This is a genomic window from Leeuwenhoekiella sp. LLG6367-2.1 (assembly GCF_045055775.1).
Lineage (GTDB): Bacteria > Bacteroidota > Bacteroidia > Flavobacteriales > Flavobacteriaceae > Leeuwenhoekiella > Leeuwenhoekiella aequorea.
This window is the reverse complement of the sequence record NZ_CP159331.1, coordinates 1,593,953-1,613,941: the sequence shown is the minus strand read 5'-3', so window position 1 is coordinate 1,613,941 and position 19,989 is coordinate 1,593,953. Positions and strand designations below refer to the sequence as shown.

Sequence of the window (19,989 nt, the reverse complement as noted above, 5' to 3'; positions counted from 1 at the left end):
GAATAAAAAAGAGGAGCATCAAAATAGCTGTAAACTAAACTGAATCACCCCTCATTTTATTCAAAATTGCTTTCCCGCCATTTAAAGGAGGAAGTTCTCAAAAACTAATCTTCTTGAACAAATAAATAATTTAATTGCATCGCATTAAAGGATTCATTGAAAGCAGACACCTCATCATTCACGAGCTTATCAAATTTGTTAAGTTCTGACTCAATTTGTTGCGTGAGCATGTTTTTAACAGCCACATCCTGATCTGTAGGTGCAAAATCACCCATACCTACTAATGAATTAAGGTGTGCTAATTTATTTGTAAGTCTAATAGGAAAGTTTAACGGATCCTGACCGCTTCGGTTTTTTGTTTGATAAAGTGCTTTTTCTATCTCTTCAAGATCTTCACGCAGCTTCTTCGACTTTTCCCGAAGATCTTTAGTCGCTGTATTCTCTTTATATTGTTTTTCAAAAGCGCTTAATTGACTATTAATATTGCGTATTTTCTTAATACTTTGATGTGCGTGATCAACTGTTTTATTTACATCGGTAATAAAATCAAATTGCGCTTCCATATCTTCTTTTGAAGACTCGCTGCGGGGATCGGCAAGCACGCTATAAGACTGCGAGTAGTCTGTTCCATTCACATTTAATTTTACCGTGTAAGTTCCCGGAATTTGTTTTGGACCTTCTGTACTTGCCCACCATAAAATCATTCCTTCCAGTCGCTCTGCTCCATCATAAGTCATATCCCAATTAAATTGATTGGCTCCTTCTTTTATCTCGAGTTTATCCTTTTTAACCTTGCTATTGTATGATTTGATCGTATCGTTTTTAGCATCAAAATAAGTTAGTGAAATACTATCTTTTTTTGCATCATACTCGGGCAAATAAAAATAGGTCATTACTCCACTTGGGTGATTTGTTCCAGAGTCGTTAGAATTTTTACGACTTCCGCCATCCATTCTATAGGTATCTTTAGGTTTAAATAATTTTACAGCACTTGTTTTTGAAGAGCTATTTAACTGATGTAAAACACTCAAATCATCAATAATATAAAGACTTCTACCTTGAGTTGCTACGATTAGATTATTGTCTTTTAATGCAAGATCTGTAATAGGAACAACCGGCAGATTTAATTGAAACGGCTTCCAATTACTTCCTGCATCAAAGGATATATACATTCCGGTTTCGGTTCCTGCATAGAGAAGACCTTCTTTTTTAGGATCTTCTCGTACTACTCGTGTAAAATGCTCTGGCTGAATACCATTTGTGATTTTTTTCCAAGTTTTTCCGTAGTCTGTAGTTTTGTATAAATACGGAGCAAAATCTCCAGTCTTGTATTTTGTTCCTGCAATGTAACAGGTTCCCTCATTAAAATAACTGGGTTCAATGCTATTAATCATCATCCATTCTGGCATTCCCTTAGGTGTAACATTTTCCCAGTTCTCACCGCCGTCACGACTCACATGTACCAGACCATCATCACTCCCGGTCCATAACAATCCTTCTTTTAACGGACTCTCATTAGCCGCAAAAATTGTACAGTAATATTCTACCGAAGTATTATCCTGTGTGATGGGACCTCCTGAAGATTTCTGTTTTGACTTATCATCAGTTGTTAAATCAGGACTTATTACTTCCCAGCTTTGCCCTTCATTTGTCGTTTTATGTACATGATTGCTAAATGTGTATAGAACTTCGGGATTATGACGAGAAAACATAATAGGGAAATTCCACTGAAAGCGGTATTTCATATCCTCTGCTCCATGCCCCATCGGGTTATCTGGCCATACAGATACCGAGCGTGTTGTATTGTTTTTATGATTTACTCGAGTTAAAAATCCGTCGTAGCTACCACCATATACAATATCAGGGTTTCTAGGATCTACTGCAATGTGTGCAGATTCGCCACCAGCTGTCTCATCCCAGTCATCTTCTCCTATAGTATAACCGTCTGTTCTATGAGGAATACGTATCGTAGAATTATCTTGTTGAGCAGCATAAATATGATAGGGAAATTGATTATCTGTAGTAACCCTATAAAACTGTGCTGTAGGCTGATTGTGATAAGTACTCCAAGTTTCTCCACCGTCATAAGTAACTTGCGCACCACCATCATCACCCATAATCATACGAGAAGGATCTTCTGGAGCAATCCATAAGTCATGATGATCCCCGTGAGGAGCATTGCTACTTTCAAATGATTTTCCTCCATCTGTACTCTTGTGATAGCTTACGTTAAGCACATAAACCACATCGGCGTCTTCTGTATCTGCATATACCTTTGTATAGTACCAGGCACGCTGTCTCAAATTACGATCATCATTAATCATAGTCCAGTTTTCACCACCATCTTCACTGCGATATAAACCACCCTTTTCTTTATGTTCTACCATGGCAAAAACCCGTTCAGAATTTACTGGTGATACAGCAACTCCTATGATTCCTAAAGTATCCTTCGGAAAGCCTTCGTTTTTAGATATTTCTTTCCAGCTAGTACCGCTATCAGTACTTTTCCAAAGAGCCGATCCTTCCCCGCCACTAGTAAAATCATAAGGTGTGCGCCGTGAATGCCAAGTAGAAGCATAGAGAATACGTGGATTGCCCGGATCAAATGACAAATCTATGGCTCCAGAATCTTCATTTGAAAACAATATACGCTCCCAAGATTTTCCTCCGTCTGTAGTTTTATAAACTCCACGCTCTTGAGTGGGCTTGTAGATATCACCTAAAACTGCAGCATAAACAATATCTGGATTTGTAGGATGAATACGTAATTTTGAAATATGCCTACTCAAAGGCAAACCAGCCTTTTCCCAGGTTTTACCCGCATCTGTGGTTTTCCACATACCATAGCCGGAAGAAACGTTTCCGCGAAGCGTATTTTCTCCACCACCTACATATATAATATTAGGATCGCTAGGTGCAACTTCTACAGCCCCGATACTTCCCCCAAAAAAACCATCAGAAATATTGTCCCAACTACGCCCTCCATTTTTTGTGCGCCAAACTCCGCCACCTGTCGCACCAAAATAAAATAGATTAGGTTTGCCGGGAATACCCGTTACCGCTGCACTTCTTCCTCCTCTAAAAGGACCAATAAGACGATATTCTAAAGCGCCATAAAGAGATTCATCAACATCCTGAGCTTGAGTCGAAAATGAAGAAATAACGAGAATTAAACAAAATAATCTGAGTAGTTGTATTCGCATAATTGTATAAACTGAATTAGTAATTAACTAAAATACACAATCGTAGCCTTACTTAATACCTGCTCTATAATTTTGTTCGGGTTTCACGCCATAAAAAATATGCGGTTACAAGTGTAGAAAGCGTATCTGCTATGGGAAACGATAGCCAAACACCTATTTCACCTAAGTAACTTGGTATAATTAATACAAGTGGAATGAAAAAGAAACCCTGTCTCGTAAGTGTTAATAAAAAAGCGGGAGTTGCTTTACCTATTGCTTGATAATAAGCAGATCCTATAAGTTGAATTCCTATTATAGGAACGGCTGCAAAAACCCAACGCATGGCATTAGGTGTATCCTTTAATACGAGTTCGTCTTGAGTGAAAACCGACACAATAGCCTCCGGAAAAATCATTATCACTGTAAAAATGAGGAGTGCAACACCACAAGCATATAGTATAGCTAATTTGATACTTTCCCGCACGCGTGAATAGTTGCCCGCTCCAAAATTATACCCTGCAATAGGAAGAAATCCCTGAGTAACTCCCAATACCGGAAATAACGCAAACATGAGCATTCTGCCTATAATTCCATAAACCGTAACAGAAGATTCTCCTCCTAGATCAAATAAAATATTATTCATCAGAAGATAAGTGACACTTACCACAGCTTGTCTAGCTAAAGTAACAAAACCCAGTGCAGACATTTCTTTTAAGATAGGCCAGTCGATACCAAGGTGGCTTATATCTATTTTTAATTCTGAGTTATTACTCTTAAAATACCAAACGATATATAAAAAACAGCATATGTATGAGACTGTTGTCGCCCAGGCGGCACCTTCCATTCCCATATCAAGAATATTGATAAGCAGGTAATCAAGAATTAAATTTCCTACTGAAGGTATTATCATTGCTATCATCGCAAACTTAGGTTTCCCCTCTGCTCTGATAACGTTATTACCCATCATTGATAAGGCTAGTACCGGTACACCGTATAAAACGATACGATAATACACTTTTGCCGGTTCAAAAATAGCTCCCTTACCTCCAAACGCCGGAATCAACTCATTAATAAACGCTAATCCCAACACCACCATACTTATCGTAAGAACCAAGGTGATTGTAATTTGATTGCCAAAAGTTTTGAGCGCTTTACCAGAATCGTTTGCCCCTAATGCTCTTGAGATTATAGAAGCTCCTCCTATTCCTATTGCCATTCCCAAAGCAGCAATAAAAAACGACACAGGCAGTACAACATTAATTGCAGCAATAGCGATACTACCTATCCAGTTACCTACAAATATGGTGTCTACCAGAATATTTAACGACATAACAAGTATGCCTATCGATGCGGGTAACGCTTGTTGTATAAGTAATTTACTTATAGGTTCTGTGCCCAGCGCTTCAGATCTGTTAGCTTTCAATAATACCGGTGTTTAAATAAAAATTCCCTCCAGATGGAGGGAATAAGATTATGCTATTGCTTTAGAAGATTCGACAATTGCCCAATCATTTATCCATGTAGCTACTACGTGAGCCCAATCATCCCGGTCATTTAAACAAGGAATAGTTGTAAACTCTTTTCCGCCCATCTCGTGAAAAATCTCTTCGCCTTCCATCGCGATTTCTTCGAGAGTTTCAAGACAATCACTTACAAAGGCGGGAGTTACGATGGCCATTTTCTTAATGCCTTCTTTTCCAAAACGCTCTATAGTTCGGTCTGTATATGGTTGTAACCACGGGTCAAAACCTAAACGAGACTGAAAGGAAGTAAAGTAGGTGCCTTCTTTTAAGTTCAATTTTTCAGCCACCTGCCTTGTGGTCTCATAACATTGATGACGATAGCAAAACTGATGCGCAGCCGAAGCTGTTTTACAACATGTGCCGTCTATTTTACAATGACTCTTTGTGACATCGCTCTTGCGTATGTGACGTTCTGGTACACCGTGATAACTAAAGACTAATTTCTCAAAATCGAGATCTTTAATTTTCTCTTCTATACTACGCGACAGCACTTCGATATATTCTGGTTTGTTATAAAATGCCGGAATATCTGAAAAACGCATATGCGGAAAGTGTGCAGCACGTATTTCTTCGGCCAGAACTAAAATAGTTTCGGTAGTAGCCATTGCAAATTGAGGATACAAAGGAAAAATAAGTACCTCATCAACTCCCATATCATTGAGTTTTTGAAGGCCTTGCATCATAGAGGGCGAACCATAACGCATAGCTAAAACTATAGGAACATCTACTTTTTCAGACACTTTTTCCTGTAACATTTCGCTCAAAACGATGAGAGGAGATCCTTTTTCCCACCAGATTTTTGAATAGGCTTCTGCAGATTTTTTAGGACGTGTATTTAAAATTATCCCTTTCACTAGAAGGGTACGCGCCCATAATGGAAAGTCGATAACGCGCTCGTCCATCAAAAACTCTCCGAGGTATTTTTTTACATCTTTAGGGTCTGTACTATCTGGGGAGCCCAGATTAACCATAAGTACTCCTTTTTTCATTTTCTTTTTTTTGATTCACAAAATTACAACTTATCCACTTTTTAAAACCGAAAAGCTATAAGGGTTGTTAGGTGGTGTATTGATGTTTTCTATCGGTTAGAATAACTAATTAGCCATTTCATTACATCTTCAAGATGTTGCCTAAATTGAGGCTCTGTATACGATTCATCAGTATGGCCACCACCCGTATAATACATTTCACCATCACCTACTTTATGAAACCAGGCGTGAGGGTGATACACTCCATTTTTACCACCTTCATAAGAAGACTCGTCAAGCGTTAGTGTAACATGCACATTTGGATTTAGGTTTTTAAAATTGTACCACTCATCTATACGCTCAAAAGATTTAGGAAATGCTTTCACCGTCTTGTGATCATCTATTTTATTAATACGCGCTTTTTGAGTTTTAGGATGGCTTACAAAATAACCTCCTATAAATTCCCCGTACCAGGGCCAGTCATATTCGGTATCAGAAGCAGCGTGAATACCAAAGAATTTTCCGCCGGTTTCCATGTAATTCTGAAAAGCTACCTGCTCCTCATCTCCTAAAATATCGCCCGTAGTATTTAAAAATACGATGAGATCATATTTCTTCAGATTCACTGAATTAAAGATTAATGAATCTTCAGAGTGTTTTACCGCCCAGTGATTTTCTGAAGCTATTTCTTTTAAAGCAGTAACCCCGGTTTCTATTGAAGCATGTCTATACCCATTAGTCTTGGTAAAGACGAGAATATCCTTTTTTGGAAGATAAGTGCTTTTTTTGGTGGTGCCGCAACTCAGCATTAAGAATAGTACACAAACTACAGCTATTATTTTTTTCATGAATTTGAACTTAAAGATTGGATGTATTTTTTAGGCGTCGTGCCGTATTGTTTTTTAAAAGCTGCGATAAAGTGACTTGCAGTACTATACCCTATTTTTAGGCCTACTTCGTTTACATTGTGCGATCCAGAAGCTAGTAATTGCCTGGCGACTTCCATTTTATAATCAAATAGAAAACTGTATACAGAATCCCCATAAATCTGCTTAAACCCTTCTTTTAATTTGTTTAAACTTAAATTAATTTCATCGGCTAACTCAGGCAAGGATGGTGGTTCTGCCATACGGGCAATAATAATATCCTTAGCTTTTTTAATTTTTGCCACATTATCTTCATCAACAAGAAAGGGACATTGCTCTGTATCTGCTTCAGAAGGACGATTAAAATAAAGGCTTAATAATTCATAAGCTTTCCCTTTAAAATAAAGCGCTTTTACCGAAGGATGCAAGTTGTAATTCATCAGCTGGTTTAATACAATTGCCATCGAGGGTGAGACGTTTCCATCCTTATAATATTTACGCCCTCTGTTCTCATCACTTAAAAAGGTAATAAAATCTGCTTCACGAGAAAAAAGAGAATGAAATTTCTTAATTGAAATAAACACCGAAATTACCCAGCTATCAGGCGTGATTTCTAAATTAATGGGCAAGTCACGCTGCGGGTTGTAAAGTAATAAGGAATGTTCCTCACCTAGAGGAAGTTTATAACTACCCTCATTAAATTGAAAGACGGAAGCTCCTTTTGCACAAAAATGAAATTGAATGTAGCTACTATCTACTTCTCTGCTTATTAGCTGATTTTCAGAAGTATCATTATTAAACTTCAAGATAAAGAAACCTGTTTCGATAGTTGTTTCACTATATAAACCTGTAGCGATATTTTTAAATGATTCCATATGGATGAACAGCTGTATTATTTAAATCTATTCTAAATAGAAAGCTAATTTCCTAAACTGAATAGATCACTAAATTAGGGCATTTTGGCCATAATTTAAATTTTATGACTTATTTATTCGGGTATCGTTAAAAATCATGCGTTAAGCGTTATTTTTTAAATAATCTGCGAAATACTTTTGCACCCGATATTATGAATACAAACGGCAAACGACATTTTTATCCGGCTTATCCCGGTGATTTTTTCGCCATAGGCTTAAGCTATTTAAAAGCAGATGCCGAAACGCGCGGTCATTTTAGTGTAGATACTAACGTACAAGAGCGTATTTTAGAACGTGCTCGCGAAGAAGGTATAGAAGGGTTGAGCATTATCTCAACTTGTAACCGCACCGAATTATATGGTTTTGCACAGGAACCTTTAGACCTAGTAAAACTGTTATGTGAGCATACCCACGGCACCATTCAGGAGTTTGAGAAAGTTTCTTACTCATATAAAAATGAAGAAGCTGTAGATCATCTTTTTAAAGTTGGTACCGGTTTAGACAGTCAGATTTTAGGTGATTTTGAGATTATAAGTCAGTTAAAAAATGGTTTTCGCAGAGCAAAGAAGCTGAAACTCGTTAATCCGTTTATGGAGCGACTTGTAAATTCTGTCATTCAAGCCAGCAAACGCATTAAAAACGAAACAAATATTTCTAGTGGTGCTACTTCTGTAAGTTTTGCTTCGGTACAATATATACTTGCACGTGTACCGTTTATATCTGAGAAAAACATTTTGCTTTTCGGAACCGGAAAAATAGGTAGAAATACGTGTGAAAATCTGGTTAAGCACACAAAGAATGATCACATCACACTTATAAACCGAACAAAAGATAAGGCTGAAAAGATCGCAGGAAAATTTAATCTTATTGTTAAAGATTATGCAGATATCCAGTCTGAAATTGCAGCTGCAGATGTTCTTATAGTCGCTACCGGCGCTCAAAAACCTACAATATCTAAAGAGTTACTTTACATTAAAAAACCGCTTCTTATTCTCGATTTAAGCATCCCAAAAAATGTGAATGAGAATGTGCAGGAGATCGATGGGGTAACGCTTATACATCTTGATCAACTTTCTCAAATAACAAATGACACCTTAAACCGTCGTAAAAAACAATTGCCTCAAGCAGTTGCCATTAATAAAGAAATTCAAGATGAGTTTTACGAGTGGTTGACTACACGGCAGTTTGCTCCCACTATAAAAGCGCTTAAGATGAAACTTGCGACTATGAAAGATGGTGAGATCGATAATCAACGTCGCAAAATTGCTAATTTTAACGAGGAGCAAGCCGAAATCATAAGCGAACGCATTATTCAAAAAATCACGACTCAGTTTGCAAAGCACTTAAAAACCGAAGATATTTCTAGTACAGAAAGTCTGGAGCTCATACAAAAAGTGTTCAAACTTCAAAATCAATAAGTTTTGGCAAAAACCATACGCATAGGTACCCGCGACAGCGAATTAGCGCTTTGGCAGGCACATACAGTCCAACGTAAACTCGAGGCTTTAGGATATGATACAGAATTAATTTCTGTAAAATCTACAGGAGATCTTATTCTAGACAAGCCATTATATGAGTTAGGCATCACCGGTATTTTTACAAAAACACTTGATGTGGCAATGATTAATGGCACTGTTGATATTGCTGTGCACTCCATGAAAGATGTACCTACCAAGTTACCTCAGGGAATTATACAAGCTGCCGTATTAGAACGCGCAGCTAGTGAAGATATATTTGTTTTTAGAGACGGAAAAAACGCTGATGACTTTAGCGCTAAAACTACTATTGCAACAGGTAGTTTACGTCGCAAAGCACAGTGGCTTAATCGATACCCCAATCACCAGGTTGTTGACTTACGTGGTAATGTAAATACCCGTTTACAAAAGGTGGCAGATAGTGACTGGACCGGAGCAATTTTTGCAAAAGCCGGCTTAGAACGTATAAATCTTAAACCTGAAAATCATATTGTTTTAGACTGGATGATTCCAGCGCCTGCTCAAGGCGCAATGGTGATTGTAGCAATGGAAAATGACACGTATTCCAGAGAAGCTTGTGAACAATTAAACCACGCAGATTCTGCCTTAGCCACGTATGTAGAACGTGAGTTTCTTAGCACATTAGAAGGAGGTTGTACTGCTCCCATAGGTGCTTATGCAGAAATTAAAGAAAATCGTATTTATTTTAAAGGTGCTCTTTTTAGTTTAGACGGATCTGAAAAAATGGAAATTGAAGAATCTGTTCCGGTTTCTGAATGTAGAAATTTTGGTACGTTGTGCGCTTTAAAAATTTTAGAAGGTGGCGGTAGAGCTCTAATGGAAGCTATAAAAAAAGAGTTGTAATTCCTTCACTTTGATGAAATCTATTCTCTCTACAAAACGATTAACTCCTTCTCAAAAGAATTTAATTTTGGGAGCTGGTTTTTCTGTAGTTGAATATGACGCCATAGATATTGAGTTTGCAGATTTTAAACTTCCACTGCGATTGGAGCATTTAATTTTTACAAGCAAAAATGCAGTTAAAGCTTTTTTAAAAAAAATACGAGAGACTAAGGCCGTTAATAATTCAATACGTAATACTGAAATGCTTCTCTCCGCACCAGATAATTCGGGAGTTGAGAATTATAAGTGTTTCTGTATAGGCCCAAAAACTGAAACGTTACTCGTAAATAATGGTTTTGAGGTTATTAAATCTGCTTTAAACGCTAAGGAATTAGCTTATTTCATCACTAAAAAGTATAACAAAGAGCATTTTAGTTTTTTTTGTGGAGCGAGTAGAAGAGCAGAATTACCACAAATTTTAAAAGAGCATTCGGTAAGCTTTGAAGAGATTAAAATGTATAATACGCTTCTAAAATCAATGAGTTTTAAACAACATTTTGACGCACTTCTTTTTTTTAGTCCGAGTGGTGTTCAAAGTTTTATCGCTAACAACCATTTAAAAAATACGCTAGCGGTTTGCATAGGTTCAACTACTGCAGCCGAGGCACAAAAACATACTGCAAATTTTACCATAGCAAATGATACTACTATAGAAAGTGTTATTGCTCGAGCGGTAAAAGCACTTAACAAACAAACACTCGACTAGGCTCGAGCTTACTTACAAATTATGATTAAGAACGACTTATTTTTAAGAGCTTTAAAAGGAGAAACTGTTGATCGCCCACCGGTGTGGATGATGCGCCAGGCGGGAAGATATTTACCCGAATTCCAAGAAATAAAGGCTAAATACGACTTCTTTACCCGTTGCCAGACTCCAGAACTTGCGAGTGAAATTACATTGCAGCCTATACGCCGTTATGGTATGGATGCAGCAATCTTATTTAGTGATATTCTTGTGATTCCTCAAGCTATGAATATTCATGTAGAGATGAAGCCAGGTGTGGGCCCCTGGTTACCAGATCCTATACGCTCTCAAAAAGATCTTGAGCGCGTTATAGTACCAGATATCAATGACACTCTGGGCTATGTAATGGATGCTATAAAAATGACTAAAGAAAAACTTAATGACGAAATTCCGTTAATAGGTTTTGCCGGCAGTCCATGGACGATTTTATGTTATTGTGTTCAAGGGCAGGGTTCTAAAAACTTTGATATTGCAAAGGAGTTTTGTTTTACACAACCTCTTGCAGCACACGAACTTCTTCAGAAAATTACCGATACCACAATTCTCTATCTAAAAGAAAAAGTGAAAGCAGGAGTTAATGCGGTACAGGTTTTTGATAGTTGGGGTGGTATGTTATCTCCCGTGGATTATCAAGAATTTAGCTGGCAATATATACAGCAAATAATAGATGCTTTAAAAGAGGAGATTCCTGTAATCGCATTTGGTAAAGGTTGCTGGTTTGCACTTGGCGAAATGGCAAAAAGTGGTGCTTCGGCACTAGGAATTGACTGGACTTGCAGCGCACGCAATGCACGTTACCTTACCGGCGGAAATATAACTTTACAAGGTAATTTTGACCCTACACGCTTGTTTTCGCCTCCGAGCGAGATAAAAAGAATGGTTATTGAGATGATCGATGCTTTTGGCAAAGACAAATATATTGTGAATCTGGGTCACGGTATTTTACCCAATATTCCTTTAGAAAATGCAGGTGCATTTATTGAGGCAGTAAAAGAATACAAAGCAGAACGATGAAAATCTGGGCGCGCTTAAAGACATTTAATTTACTTCAGCTTTTTAAGCTCGCCCAACTCTTTATCACAAAACCACACTATATTAAGCTTACATTACAAGCTTCTAAAAAGGCAGTTGTGCTAGCTAATAAGCACTACGGAAATACCCATCAATACAATAACAGGGCTAACGCATTTAGACACGCATTGTGGGTGGTTTTGTTAGGGCAATTTGTTTATCAAAAGAATGAGGATATTACGATAGCTAAGAGCTGGGCTTTAAAAGTAACTACTGCTCATGAAGATATAGCTGTAAATAAGCCGCTAGAGCGCACAATGGATTTGCACAATAATAAGGTAGGCTCTTTGTTATTAGAAAAATTAATACATAAAAGTCTTGAGGATACTGTAATTTATCTGAAAGAAAAAGCAGCTCAAGCGGCACAAATAGATAGCGTTGATGATCTAAAGAAATTCGACGATCAATTGGTTTATATTTCAGAAGAATGATAAAATCGATATTTAAAGGGCTATCGGCATACCGAGATTCTTTTTCGCTCATTAGCGAACTGCGATTATGGAATTATTTTGCAATTCCTATGCTAATTAGCTTTCTTTCAGCGGTACTTATTATTCTCATTGCCTGGGGACTTTCTGATACTATAGGAGGGATAATTTCTAATTTGTGGGTTTGGGAGTGGGGTGCTCAGACAGTTGAAACTATAAGTATTGTTATAGGTGCATTGCTAATTGTAGCTATAGGTCTTGTACTCTACAAACACATCATTATGGCTTTTTCTGCACCATTTATGAGTCCGGTTTCTGAAAAAATAGAGTCTCATTTATATGCCGATGTGCACAATCATCGAGAAACGACAAACGCGACGCAGCTCATAAGAGGTATACGTATTAACCTTCGTAATTTAAGTTGGGAATTACTTATCACCATCCCGCTACTTCTTTTAAGTTTAATTCCCGTACTAGGTATTATTACAACAGTTATGCTTTTTATAATACAAGCATATTATGCCGGTTTTGGAAATATGGATTATACGCTGGAGCGTCATATGAGTTATCGTGAAAGCATTAATTTTGTAAAAAGAAACTGGGGTTATGCAATAGGAAACGGTATTGTTTTTATGCTCTTCTTATTAATTCCTGTCGTAGGGATACTAATAGTGTTACCTGTTTCTGTAACGGCAGCTTCAGTAATAACATTAAAAATTCTAAAACAAGAGAAAGAGGCAAATATGAAAATTGATTAGGAAACGAGCCTTAAATGCGCTGGTATTTGTTTAATACGACAAATCAACAATTTAGCTCGTTTAGTAAGAATACATTTATAATTATACCCAATGATACAAGAAACTGAATTTGATATTACTTTTCTAAAGGCTGAAGATTCAGAAAATCTATATCAGCTCTTCAAAGAGAACAAAAGTATTTTTCAAGAATACTTTCCTGTTACCCTAAGTCAGAATAAAACAAAAGCTGCAACTGCTGAATATATCGCTGAAAAACAAAAAGAAGAATGCGATAAAACCGAATTTACATTTGCTATTCATACTAAAGTACATCCCGAGATTGCCGGCTTGGTTATTTTAAAAGAAATAGATCTTGAAAACAAGGAAGCTGAATTTGCATTTTGCCTAAGTAAGAGATTTCAAGGAAGAGGCTGGGTTGCTCAAGCCGTTTCTCAAATCATAGATTTTGCTTTTGTAAATCATCATATCTCAACGTTTAAGATTATTACCCATAAGAGCAATTTAAAAAGTATTGCTGTAGCAGAACAAAACGGATTTAAGTGGATTAAAACACTGGAGAAAGAATTTAAACCTGCTCAGGAAAAAGCCTGTGATATGGAGCTTTATTTATTAAAAAAATAGAATAGTTATTATCTAATGAGATTACAATTTGTCGAATACATAAAACAGTTACAAGATACTATAACGTCTAGATTAGAAGCTATAGATGGCTCTGCTAGATTTAAAGAAGATAATTGGGTTCGCAAAGAAGGTGGTGGTGGCCGAACACGAGTTCTAGAAAACGGAGCCGTTATTGAGAAGGGCGGTGTTAATATTTCTGAGGTTCACGGTGCCCTTGCTCCTGCTATGCAGAAATATTTTAACGTTGGCGATTGCGATTTTTTTGCGTGTGGATTAAGCCTGGTTATTCATCCTAAAAACCCCTACGCTCCTACTGTTCACGCAAACTGGCGTTATTTTGAGATGTATGAGAAAGATGGTACGCTGGTAGATTCGTGGTTTGGAGGCGGACAAGACTTAACTCCCTATTATTTGTTTGAAGAAGATGCAATCCATTTTCATCAAACATGTAAAACCGCTTGTGATGCTCACGACTCAGAGTTTTATCCACATTACAAAACGCGCTGCGATGAGTATTTTTATAATGACCACCGTGGAGAAGCTCGAGGAATAGGCGGTTTGTTTTTTGATTACCTAAAAGCAACTCCAGAGCGATCTATGCAAGATTGGTACAATTTTGTCACTCAAATAGGAGATAGTTTTCTTGATGCGTACGCACCTATTTTAGAAAAAAGAAAAGCGTTGCCATATGGCGAAAAGCAGCGTGACTGGCAAGAAGTACGTCGCGGTCGTTATGTAGAATTTAATTTAGTGCACGACAAAGGAACCTTGTTTGGTTTAAAAACAAATGGCCGAATAGAAAGCATACTAATGAGTCTTCCTCCTCACGTTCAATGGCGCTATGATCATCATCCAGAGCCTGGATCTGAAGAAGCAAAACTCGTTGATGTATTAGAAAACCCTAGAGACTGGGTATAAATTGTAGAATTAAATTAAAACATAAATATATGTTTCCATTAAGAAGAAATCGCAGATTACGCACAAGTGAAGCAATGCGCTCTTTAGTGCGTGAAACCATTGTCTCTCCTAACGACTTTATTGTTCCGCTATTTGTAGTTGAAGGAAAAGGCGTTAAAGATGAAATCGCGTCAATGCCTGGTTACTATCGCTTAAGCTTAGATAATTTACAGAAGGAAGCAAAAGAGCTGTGGAAATTAGGTTTAAAAAGTGTCTTGCTATTTGTAAAAGTAGCAGACGCGTTGAAAGATAACAAAGGTACCGAAGCTTTAAATGCAGACGGTCTTATGCAACGCGCTATTAAAGCTGTCAAAGAAGCAGTACCTCAAATGATTGTAATGACCGATGTGGCATTAGACCCCTTCTCCTCTTTTGGCCATGACGGAATTGTAGGTGGAGGAAAAATCGTTAACGATGATACCACCGCAATACTTGCCGAGATGGCGCTTTCTCACGCAAATGCTGGTGCAGATATGGTTGCTCCTAGTGATATGATGGACGGTCGTATTTTTGAAATGCGCACCCTGCTCGAAGATGAAGGACATCACGATGTAGGTATTATGAGTTACTCGGCAAAATATGCTTCTGCCTTTTATGGGCCGTTTCGCGATGCGCTAGATAGTGCTCCTGTTGATTTAAAAGATGTTCCAAAAGATAAAAAAACATATCAGATGGATTATGCAAATCGCGATGAAGCCATTAAAGAAACCCTTATGGATATTGAAGAAGGAGCTGATATCGTTATGGTAAAACCCGGCCTTTGCTATCTAGATATAGTACGTGATATAAAAAACACAGTTAATGTACCTGTTGCCGTATATCAGGTAAGTGGAGAGTATGCAATGATTAAAGCAGCTTCAGAGCGCGGATGGCTTGATCATGATGCAGTCGTTCTTGAACAAACGTATGCAATTAAAAGAGCAGGAGCAGATTTGATAGCTAGTTATTTTGCAAAAGATGTGGTTAAATTAATTTCGTAATCAAACCTCAGTGTATAATAAAAAGAGGCTCATTGAGCCTCTTTTTTTGTTGTAACCACTTGAAGTTTAACCTAAGCTTTTCTTAACCTGTTTGCAAGCTATTTTGATTGTGGTATCTTTATCACAAATCAAACACAACCAATGGCTTTACTCATCGCATTTGCCCTAATTTCAATATTTTTCTCTTTTCTCTGTTCTATTTTAGAAGCAGTTTTATTAAGTATAACTCCCAGCTTTATTCGTATAAAAACTAAAGAGGGGCATCGATATGCACAAACACTTGCAAACTTTAAGAAAGACATCGACAAGCCACTAATTGCGATTCTTACACTTAATACAATTGCACATACTGTAGGTGCTATTTTAGTAGGAGATCAAGCCGGAAAAATGGCTTTAGATTCGGGATGGGACTTTTCTTTTCTAGGTCTTAATTTTGTTGCTATCGTGTCAACAATAATGACTTTGTTGATTCTTATACTTTCAGAAATAATCCCTAAAACTATTGGAGCGACTTACTGGAAATCACTAGGGAACTTTACAGCAAAAACACTCACCTTAATAATAATCTTCTTAAAATACACGGGTATTTTATGGTTGCTCACACAAGTCACTAAACTCGTTGGGAAATCAGCTCACGTGAGCACGATGAGTAGAGAAGAATTTATGGCTCTTACCGACGCCGCAGAAAAAGAAGGTGTTTTTGAAGACAATGAAACAACTGTTATTAAAAATCTACTTGTTTTTAAATCTGTGATGGCCAAAGATGTTATGACTCCTTTTCCTGTTGTTATCACTGAAGATGAAACTAAAACCTTAAAACAATTTCAAAAAGAGCATCCTCATCTCAAGTTTTCCAGAATACCGGTGTACAGTGAAAAATCACATAATATTACCGGCTTTATTTTGAAAGATGATGTGCTGGAAGAAATAGTAGATGAACACGGAGAGAAGCTACTTTCTGATATTAAACGCGATATACTAATTGTAGATGCAGATCAACCCATACCTCAGCTTTTTGACACTTTTGTCACCAGCAGAGGACATATAGCGCTCGTTACAGATCACTTTGGAAATACGATAGGTGTGGTTACTATGGAAGATATCATAGAAACCCTTCTAGGGCTTGAAATAATGGATGAGAGCGACACTATCGAAGATATGCAGGTGCAAGCACGGAAAAATTGGGAGCGTCGCGCAAAACGTATGGGAATCGTTCTGGATAAAATCCCGGATGAGTCTGAAACTGTCGAATTATCACCGCAGCACGACGTGAATGTCAAAAATGAAGATGTCGACAAGCCAGAATAATGGTTCAAACTTTTCTAAAAACCCCATTGGGAACCCTGCTTATTCAAGGAGATCAAGACGGTATTTCAGTAATAAAATTTATTGAAAATCAAATGGAGGCACTAGAAACTGATGAAATTCCGAGTGATTTAAGGGATGCTGTTGATCAAATAAAGAATTATTTTGATGGTACTTTGAACGAGTTTACCATTAAACTCAATCCACAGGGCACAGAATTTCAAAAGAGAGTGTGGAAACAATTGGTAGAAATTCCATTCGGAAAAACCACATCTTACCTACAGATGGCAAAAAATCTGGGAGATGCTAAAGTCATACGAGCCGCAGCTTCCGCTAATGGTAAAAATCCTATCTCTATTATAATCCCTTGTCATCGTGTGATTGGGAGCGATAATTCTATGACGGGATATGCTGGTGGAATTTGGAGAAAAAAATGGCTGTTAGCTCACGAAAGTCCAGTTACCCAACACACACTTTTTTAAGTCTTATTGTTAGCTAAACTTTTGATTATAATTTGTTTAAGTTAAATTTAGAATTTCAATTCCTTTCTTAACCAACTGAAAATCAATCGCATGTTGTCTAAACTTAATCTTGAACACATTCTATTTATTGATATTGAAACGGTTCCTCAATTTGAGAATTTTACAGATCTGGAACCTGAAATTCAAGATTTATATGCAGATAAAACTCAATATCAGCGCAAAGAAGATTATACTGCAGAAGAATTTTATGATCGTGCAGGGATCTGGGCAGAGTTTGGTAAAATAATTTGTATTTCGGTAGGTTATTTTACTATTAAAGAGACCGTTCGCTCGTTTAGAACCACTTCATTTCAAGGTTCAGAGAAGAACCAATTACTTGATTTTAAAAAGTTGCTTTCAGAACATTTTAATAAACCTCAGCATGTCTTATGCGCACATAATGGAAAAGAATTTGATTTTCCATTTATCGCGAGACGTATGATAATAAATGGAATAAAACTCCCCTATAAACTGGATTTATTCGGTAAAAAGCCTTGGGAAATCCCACATCTAGATACGCTTGAATTGTGGAAATTTGGGGATTATAAAAACTTCACATCTTTAAAATTGCTTACCAAAATTTTAAATATACCGTCTCCCAAAACAGATATAGATGGAAGTCAGGTAAGGGATGTTTACTATATAGAAAAAGATATTACACGCATCGTGGAATATTGTGAGCGGGATGTGGTTGCAGTTGCTCAAATTGTTTTACGCCTTCGTAATGAAGCATTACTTTTAAATGAAGAAGTGGTTAGTGTCTAGAAACTGGCCAAGATTTTTAAATTGTAAATTTATATCGTGCAAAACTCACCCCTCCTTACCGTTAATAATCTAACTCTCGGCTTCAGAAAGCAGCACGAAATCAATACTGTGCTTCACAATATTACTTTTAGTGTTTTTCCTAATGAGATTTTAGGAATTGTAGGAGAATCGGGTTCTGGTAAATCGGTTACAAATCTTGCTGTTTTAGGATTACTTCCTAAGCGAAATACAGATATAAAATCTGGTGAGATTCTTTTTGAAGGAAAATCGCTATTAACTAAAAATGAGAAAGAACTGCAGAAAATACGAGGTAATGAAATCTCGATGATTTTTCAAGAGCCTATGAGTTCGCTCAATCCCTCGATGCGTTGTGGTAAGCAAGTTACCGAAGTTTTGCTAAGACATACAAATTGTACAAAACAAGAGGCTAAAGAAGAGACACTACGTCTTTTTAATCAGGTAAAATTACCCCGACCTGAAGCAACATTTAAAGCTTACCCTCATGAGATAAGTGGCGGGCAGAAACAACGAGTTATGATCGCCATGGCTATTGCCTGTAAACCTAAGCTTCTTATAGCAGATGAACCTACTACCGCTCTTGATGTTACTGTACAAAAAGAAATAATCTTATTACTCAAAGATTTACAGCAACAAACCGGAATGAGCATTTTATTCATTTCACACGATCTGTCTCTGGTGAGTGAGATTGCAAATCGCGTACTCGTTATGTATCGCGGAAGAATAGTAGAAGAAGGTAGTGCCAAAGCCATTTTTAAAACTCCAACAGAAGACTACACAAAGGCACTAATCTATGCCCGCCCTTCAACAAAAGAACGATTAGCTAAACTACCTACTGTCACAGATTTTCTGAATGGTAAAGCTCTTTCTCAGCCAGTAAGTAAAGAAACCCGTTCTCAGAAACACGAAAGGATTTATAGCAAAACACCGCTTCTCGAAATCAAAAATGTGTTAAAAGAATACTACTCAAAGGTTTCGTTTTTTGGGAAGACCGAAACTTTAAAAGCTGTAAATGATGTTAGTTTTAAAATCTACGAAGGAGAAACATTAGGCTTAGTTGGTGAATCTGGCTGCGGAAAATCAACTTTAGGAAACCTCATCTTACAACTCGATAACACCACATCAGGATCCATTTTTTATAAGGGGACAGATCTTACTGCTCTTTCTTCAAAAGCACTAAGATCACTACGTAAAGATATTCAGATTATTTTTCAGGATCCTTATTCTTCTTTAAACCCCAGGCTAACTGTAGGACGCTCAATTACTGAAGCTATGCAAGTACATAAGCTCTATAGAAATTCGAGTGAACGTAAAATGGAGGCTATTAAATTGCTTGAAGAGGTAGGATTGCTTCCGGAACATTTTAACCGGTATCCCCATGAATTTAGTGGTGGTCAACGCCAGCGTATAGGTATAGCGCGTACAATTGCTGTACGTCCTAAATTTATTGTTTGTGACGAATCTGTCTCTGCTTTAGATATTTCGGTTCAGGCTCAAGTACTCAACCTGTTGAATACCTTAAAAACCACTTATGGTTTTACCTATTTATTTATTTCTCACGACCTTGCCGTAGTAAAATATATTTCCGACCGTTTACTTGTTATGCGTAACGGAATTTTTGAAGAAACCGGTGAAGCAGATGCAGTTTATGAGAATCCGCAACGCGCGTATACTAAGGCGCTTATAGACGCAATACCCAAAGGGATTTAAAACATAAACAGAAATACTTTCTTAAAAAGGTAAAGAATACTACGCGTAGTGTCATAAGTATCTTTTAAAACAGTATTTAATGTTCTTGCCTTAGCGCTTTTAACTTCAGATAGTGTGTGCATATTAGTATAGATTATTCTGCTTTAACGATACATTAACAACTTTAGTATAAATATAAAAAAAACCGCCGGGCTCCCCCTGCGGCTTATTAACAAATCATAACATCAAAACACTCCTGCTCTGAAATTAAGTAATAATTTAAAGGACTTCTTATAAATG

The 19,989-nt window shown here is 37.2% G+C and carries 18 protein-coding genes; 13 read left to right on the top strand and 5 right to left on the bottom strand.

From position 1 onward, the window contains the following. Positions 1–104: 104 nt before the first annotated feature. From ABVM53_RS07360 to ABVM53_RS07340, 5 genes are all read right to left on the bottom strand, one after another. Positions 105–3,203 carry a VPS10 domain-containing protein gene (locus ABVM53_RS07360; RefSeq protein ID WP_405330736.1) on the bottom strand — a complete coding sequence of 1,033 codons (3,099 nt, stop codon included), beginning with the start codon at positions 3,201–3,203 and terminating at the stop codon, positions 105–107. A 64-nt stretch (positions 3,204–3,267) separates the two neighbouring features. Next, entirely contained in the window at positions 3,268–4,605 is a 1,338-nt protein-coding gene (locus ABVM53_RS07355) for an MATE family efflux transporter (RefSeq protein WP_405330735.1), read from the bottom strand. 48 nt (positions 4,606–4,653) lie between these two features. Then, positions 4,654–5,694, bottom strand: coding sequence for a ferrochelatase (hemH, locus tag ABVM53_RS07350; RefSeq protein WP_405330734.1), 1,041 nt, complete (start codon positions 5,692–5,694; stop codon positions 4,654–4,656). A gap of 89 nt (positions 5,695–5,783) precedes the next feature. Continuing rightward, positions 5,784–6,521 (bottom strand): ThuA domain-containing protein, encoded by a 738-nt coding sequence (locus ABVM53_RS07345; protein ID WP_405330733.1) that lies wholly within the window; start codon positions 6,519–6,521, stop codon positions 5,784–5,786. Further along, on the bottom strand, positions 6,518–7,414 hold the full coding sequence (locus ABVM53_RS07340) for a helix-turn-helix domain-containing protein (RefSeq protein WP_371455426.1): 897 nt from the start codon (positions 7,412–7,414) through the stop codon (positions 6,518–6,520). Before ABVM53_RS07340 ends, ABVM53_RS07345 begins: the two co-directional genes overlap by 4 nt. Before the next feature lie 191 nt (positions 7,415–7,605). Here ABVM53_RS07340 and hemA point away from each other — a divergent pair, with 191 nt between their 5' ends. The 13 genes from hemA to ABVM53_RS07275 all read left to right on the top strand — a co-directional run bounded on the left by hemA (position 7,606) and on the right by ABVM53_RS07275 (position 19,710). Further along, the gene (hemA, locus tag ABVM53_RS07335; protein WP_128756159.1) at positions 7,606–8,871 is read left to right on the top strand and encodes a glutamyl-tRNA reductase; all 1,266 of its coding nucleotides are present in this window, start codon (positions 7,606–7,608) and stop codon (positions 8,869–8,871) included. 3 nt (positions 8,872–8,874) lie between these two features. Next, complete coding sequence (hemC, locus tag ABVM53_RS07330) at positions 8,875–9,792, top strand: hydroxymethylbilane synthase (protein WP_405330732.1); 918 nt, start codon at positions 8,875–8,877, stop codon at positions 9,790–9,792. Between the two features lie 13 nt (positions 9,793–9,805). Beyond that, positions 9,806–10,537, top strand: coding sequence for a uroporphyrinogen-III synthase (locus tag ABVM53_RS07325; RefSeq protein ID WP_405330731.1), 732 nt, complete (start codon positions 9,806–9,808; stop codon positions 10,535–10,537). A gap of 21 nt (positions 10,538–10,558) precedes the next feature. Further along, complete coding sequence (gene hemE / locus ABVM53_RS07320) at positions 10,559–11,590, top strand: uroporphyrinogen decarboxylase (RefSeq protein ID WP_405330730.1); 1,032 nt, start codon at positions 10,559–10,561, stop codon at positions 11,588–11,590. Then, positions 11,587–12,078 (top strand): DUF6973 domain-containing protein, encoded by a 492-nt coding sequence (locus ABVM53_RS07315; RefSeq protein WP_371455430.1) that lies wholly within the window; start codon positions 11,587–11,589, stop codon positions 12,076–12,078. Before hemE ends, ABVM53_RS07315 begins: the two co-directional genes overlap by 4 nt. Then, positions 12,075–12,833: an EI24 domain-containing protein gene (locus tag ABVM53_RS07310; RefSeq protein WP_405330729.1), complete on the top strand. Its 759-nt coding sequence runs from the start codon at positions 12,075–12,077 to the stop codon at positions 12,831–12,833. Before ABVM53_RS07315 ends, ABVM53_RS07310 begins: the two co-directional genes overlap by 4 nt. Before the next feature lie 90 nt (positions 12,834–12,923). Next, on the top strand, positions 12,924–13,454 hold the full coding sequence (locus tag ABVM53_RS07305; protein ID WP_405330728.1) for a GNAT family N-acetyltransferase: 531 nt from the start codon (positions 12,924–12,926) through the stop codon (positions 13,452–13,454). A 15-nt stretch (positions 13,455–13,469) separates the two neighbouring features. Then, positions 13,470–14,372: an oxygen-dependent coproporphyrinogen oxidase gene (hemF, locus tag ABVM53_RS07300; protein ID WP_405330727.1), complete on the top strand. Its 903-nt coding sequence runs from the start codon at positions 13,470–13,472 to the stop codon at positions 14,370–14,372. Between the two features lie 29 nt (positions 14,373–14,401). After that, positions 14,402–15,391: a porphobilinogen synthase gene (gene hemB / locus ABVM53_RS07295; RefSeq protein WP_371455434.1), complete on the top strand. Its 990-nt coding sequence runs from the start codon at positions 14,402–14,404 to the stop codon at positions 15,389–15,391. Positions 15,392–15,532: 141 nt separating this feature from the next. Then, the gene (locus ABVM53_RS07290; RefSeq protein WP_405330726.1) at positions 15,533–16,699 is read left to right on the top strand and encodes a CNNM domain-containing protein; all 1,167 of its coding nucleotides are present in this window, start codon (positions 15,533–15,535) and stop codon (positions 16,697–16,699) included. Continuing rightward, positions 16,699–17,178 carry a methylated-DNA--[protein]-cysteine S-methyltransferase gene (locus ABVM53_RS07285; RefSeq protein WP_405330725.1) on the top strand — a complete coding sequence of 160 codons (480 nt, stop codon included), beginning with the start codon at positions 16,699–16,701 and terminating at the stop codon, positions 17,176–17,178. The genes ABVM53_RS07290 and ABVM53_RS07285 overlap by 1 nt, the downstream gene beginning before the upstream one ends. Before the next feature lie 90 nt (positions 17,179–17,268). After that, on the top strand, positions 17,269–17,982 hold the full coding sequence (locus ABVM53_RS07280; protein WP_405330724.1) for a 3'-5' exonuclease: 714 nt from the start codon (positions 17,269–17,271) through the stop codon (positions 17,980–17,982). A gap of 36 nt (positions 17,983–18,018) precedes the next feature. Continuing rightward, positions 18,019–19,710, top strand: a complete 1,692-nt coding sequence (locus tag ABVM53_RS07275) for an ABC transporter ATP-binding protein (RefSeq protein WP_405330723.1) — start codon at positions 18,019–18,021, stop codon at positions 19,708–19,710. Positions 19,711–19,989 lie beyond the last annotated feature (279 nt).

Excerpts from the sequence above, each read along its gene's own strand:
- ABVM53_RS07360 (WP_405330736.1), bottom strand. The coding sequence starts at position 3,203 with ATGCGAATACAACTACTCAGATTATTTTGTTTAATTCTCGTTATTTCT.
- hemH (WP_405330734.1), bottom strand. The coding sequence starts at position 5,694 with ATGAAAAAAGGAGTACTTATGGTTAATCTGGGCTCCCCAGATAGTACA.
- ABVM53_RS07345 (WP_405330733.1), bottom strand. The coding sequence starts at position 6,521 with ATGAAAAAAATAATAGCTGTAGTTTGTGTACTATTCTTAATGCTGAGT.
- ABVM53_RS07340 (WP_371455426.1), bottom strand. The coding sequence starts at position 7,414 with ATGGAATCATTTAAAAATATCGCTACAGGTTTATATAGTGAAACAACT.
- hemA (WP_128756159.1), top strand. The coding sequence starts at position 7,606 with ATGAATACAAACGGCAAACGACATTTTTATCCGGCTTATCCCGGTGAT.
- ABVM53_RS07325 (WP_405330731.1), top strand. The coding sequence starts at position 9,806 with ATGAAATCTATTCTCTCTACAAAACGATTAACTCCTTCTCAAAAGAAT.
- hemE (WP_405330730.1), top strand. The coding sequence starts at position 10,559 with ATGATTAAGAACGACTTATTTTTAAGAGCTTTAAAAGGAGAAACTGTT.
- ABVM53_RS07315 (WP_371455430.1), top strand. The coding sequence starts at position 11,587 with ATGAAAATCTGGGCGCGCTTAAAGACATTTAATTTACTTCAGCTTTTT.
- ABVM53_RS07310 (WP_405330729.1), top strand. The coding sequence starts at position 12,075 with ATGATAAAATCGATATTTAAAGGGCTATCGGCATACCGAGATTCTTTT.
- ABVM53_RS07305 (WP_405330728.1), top strand. The coding sequence starts at position 12,924 with ATGATACAAGAAACTGAATTTGATATTACTTTTCTAAAGGCTGAAGAT.
- hemF (WP_405330727.1), top strand. The coding sequence starts at position 13,470 with ATGAGATTACAATTTGTCGAATACATAAAACAGTTACAAGATACTATA.
- hemB (WP_371455434.1), top strand. The coding sequence starts at position 14,402 with ATGTTTCCATTAAGAAGAAATCGCAGATTACGCACAAGTGAAGCAATG.
- ABVM53_RS07290 (WP_405330726.1), top strand. The coding sequence starts at position 15,533 with ATGGCTTTACTCATCGCATTTGCCCTAATTTCAATATTTTTCTCTTTT.
- ABVM53_RS07285 (WP_405330725.1), top strand. The coding sequence starts at position 16,699 with ATGGTTCAAACTTTTCTAAAAACCCCATTGGGAACCCTGCTTATTCAA.
- ABVM53_RS07280 (WP_405330724.1), top strand. The coding sequence starts at position 17,269 with ATGTTGTCTAAACTTAATCTTGAACACATTCTATTTATTGATATTGAA.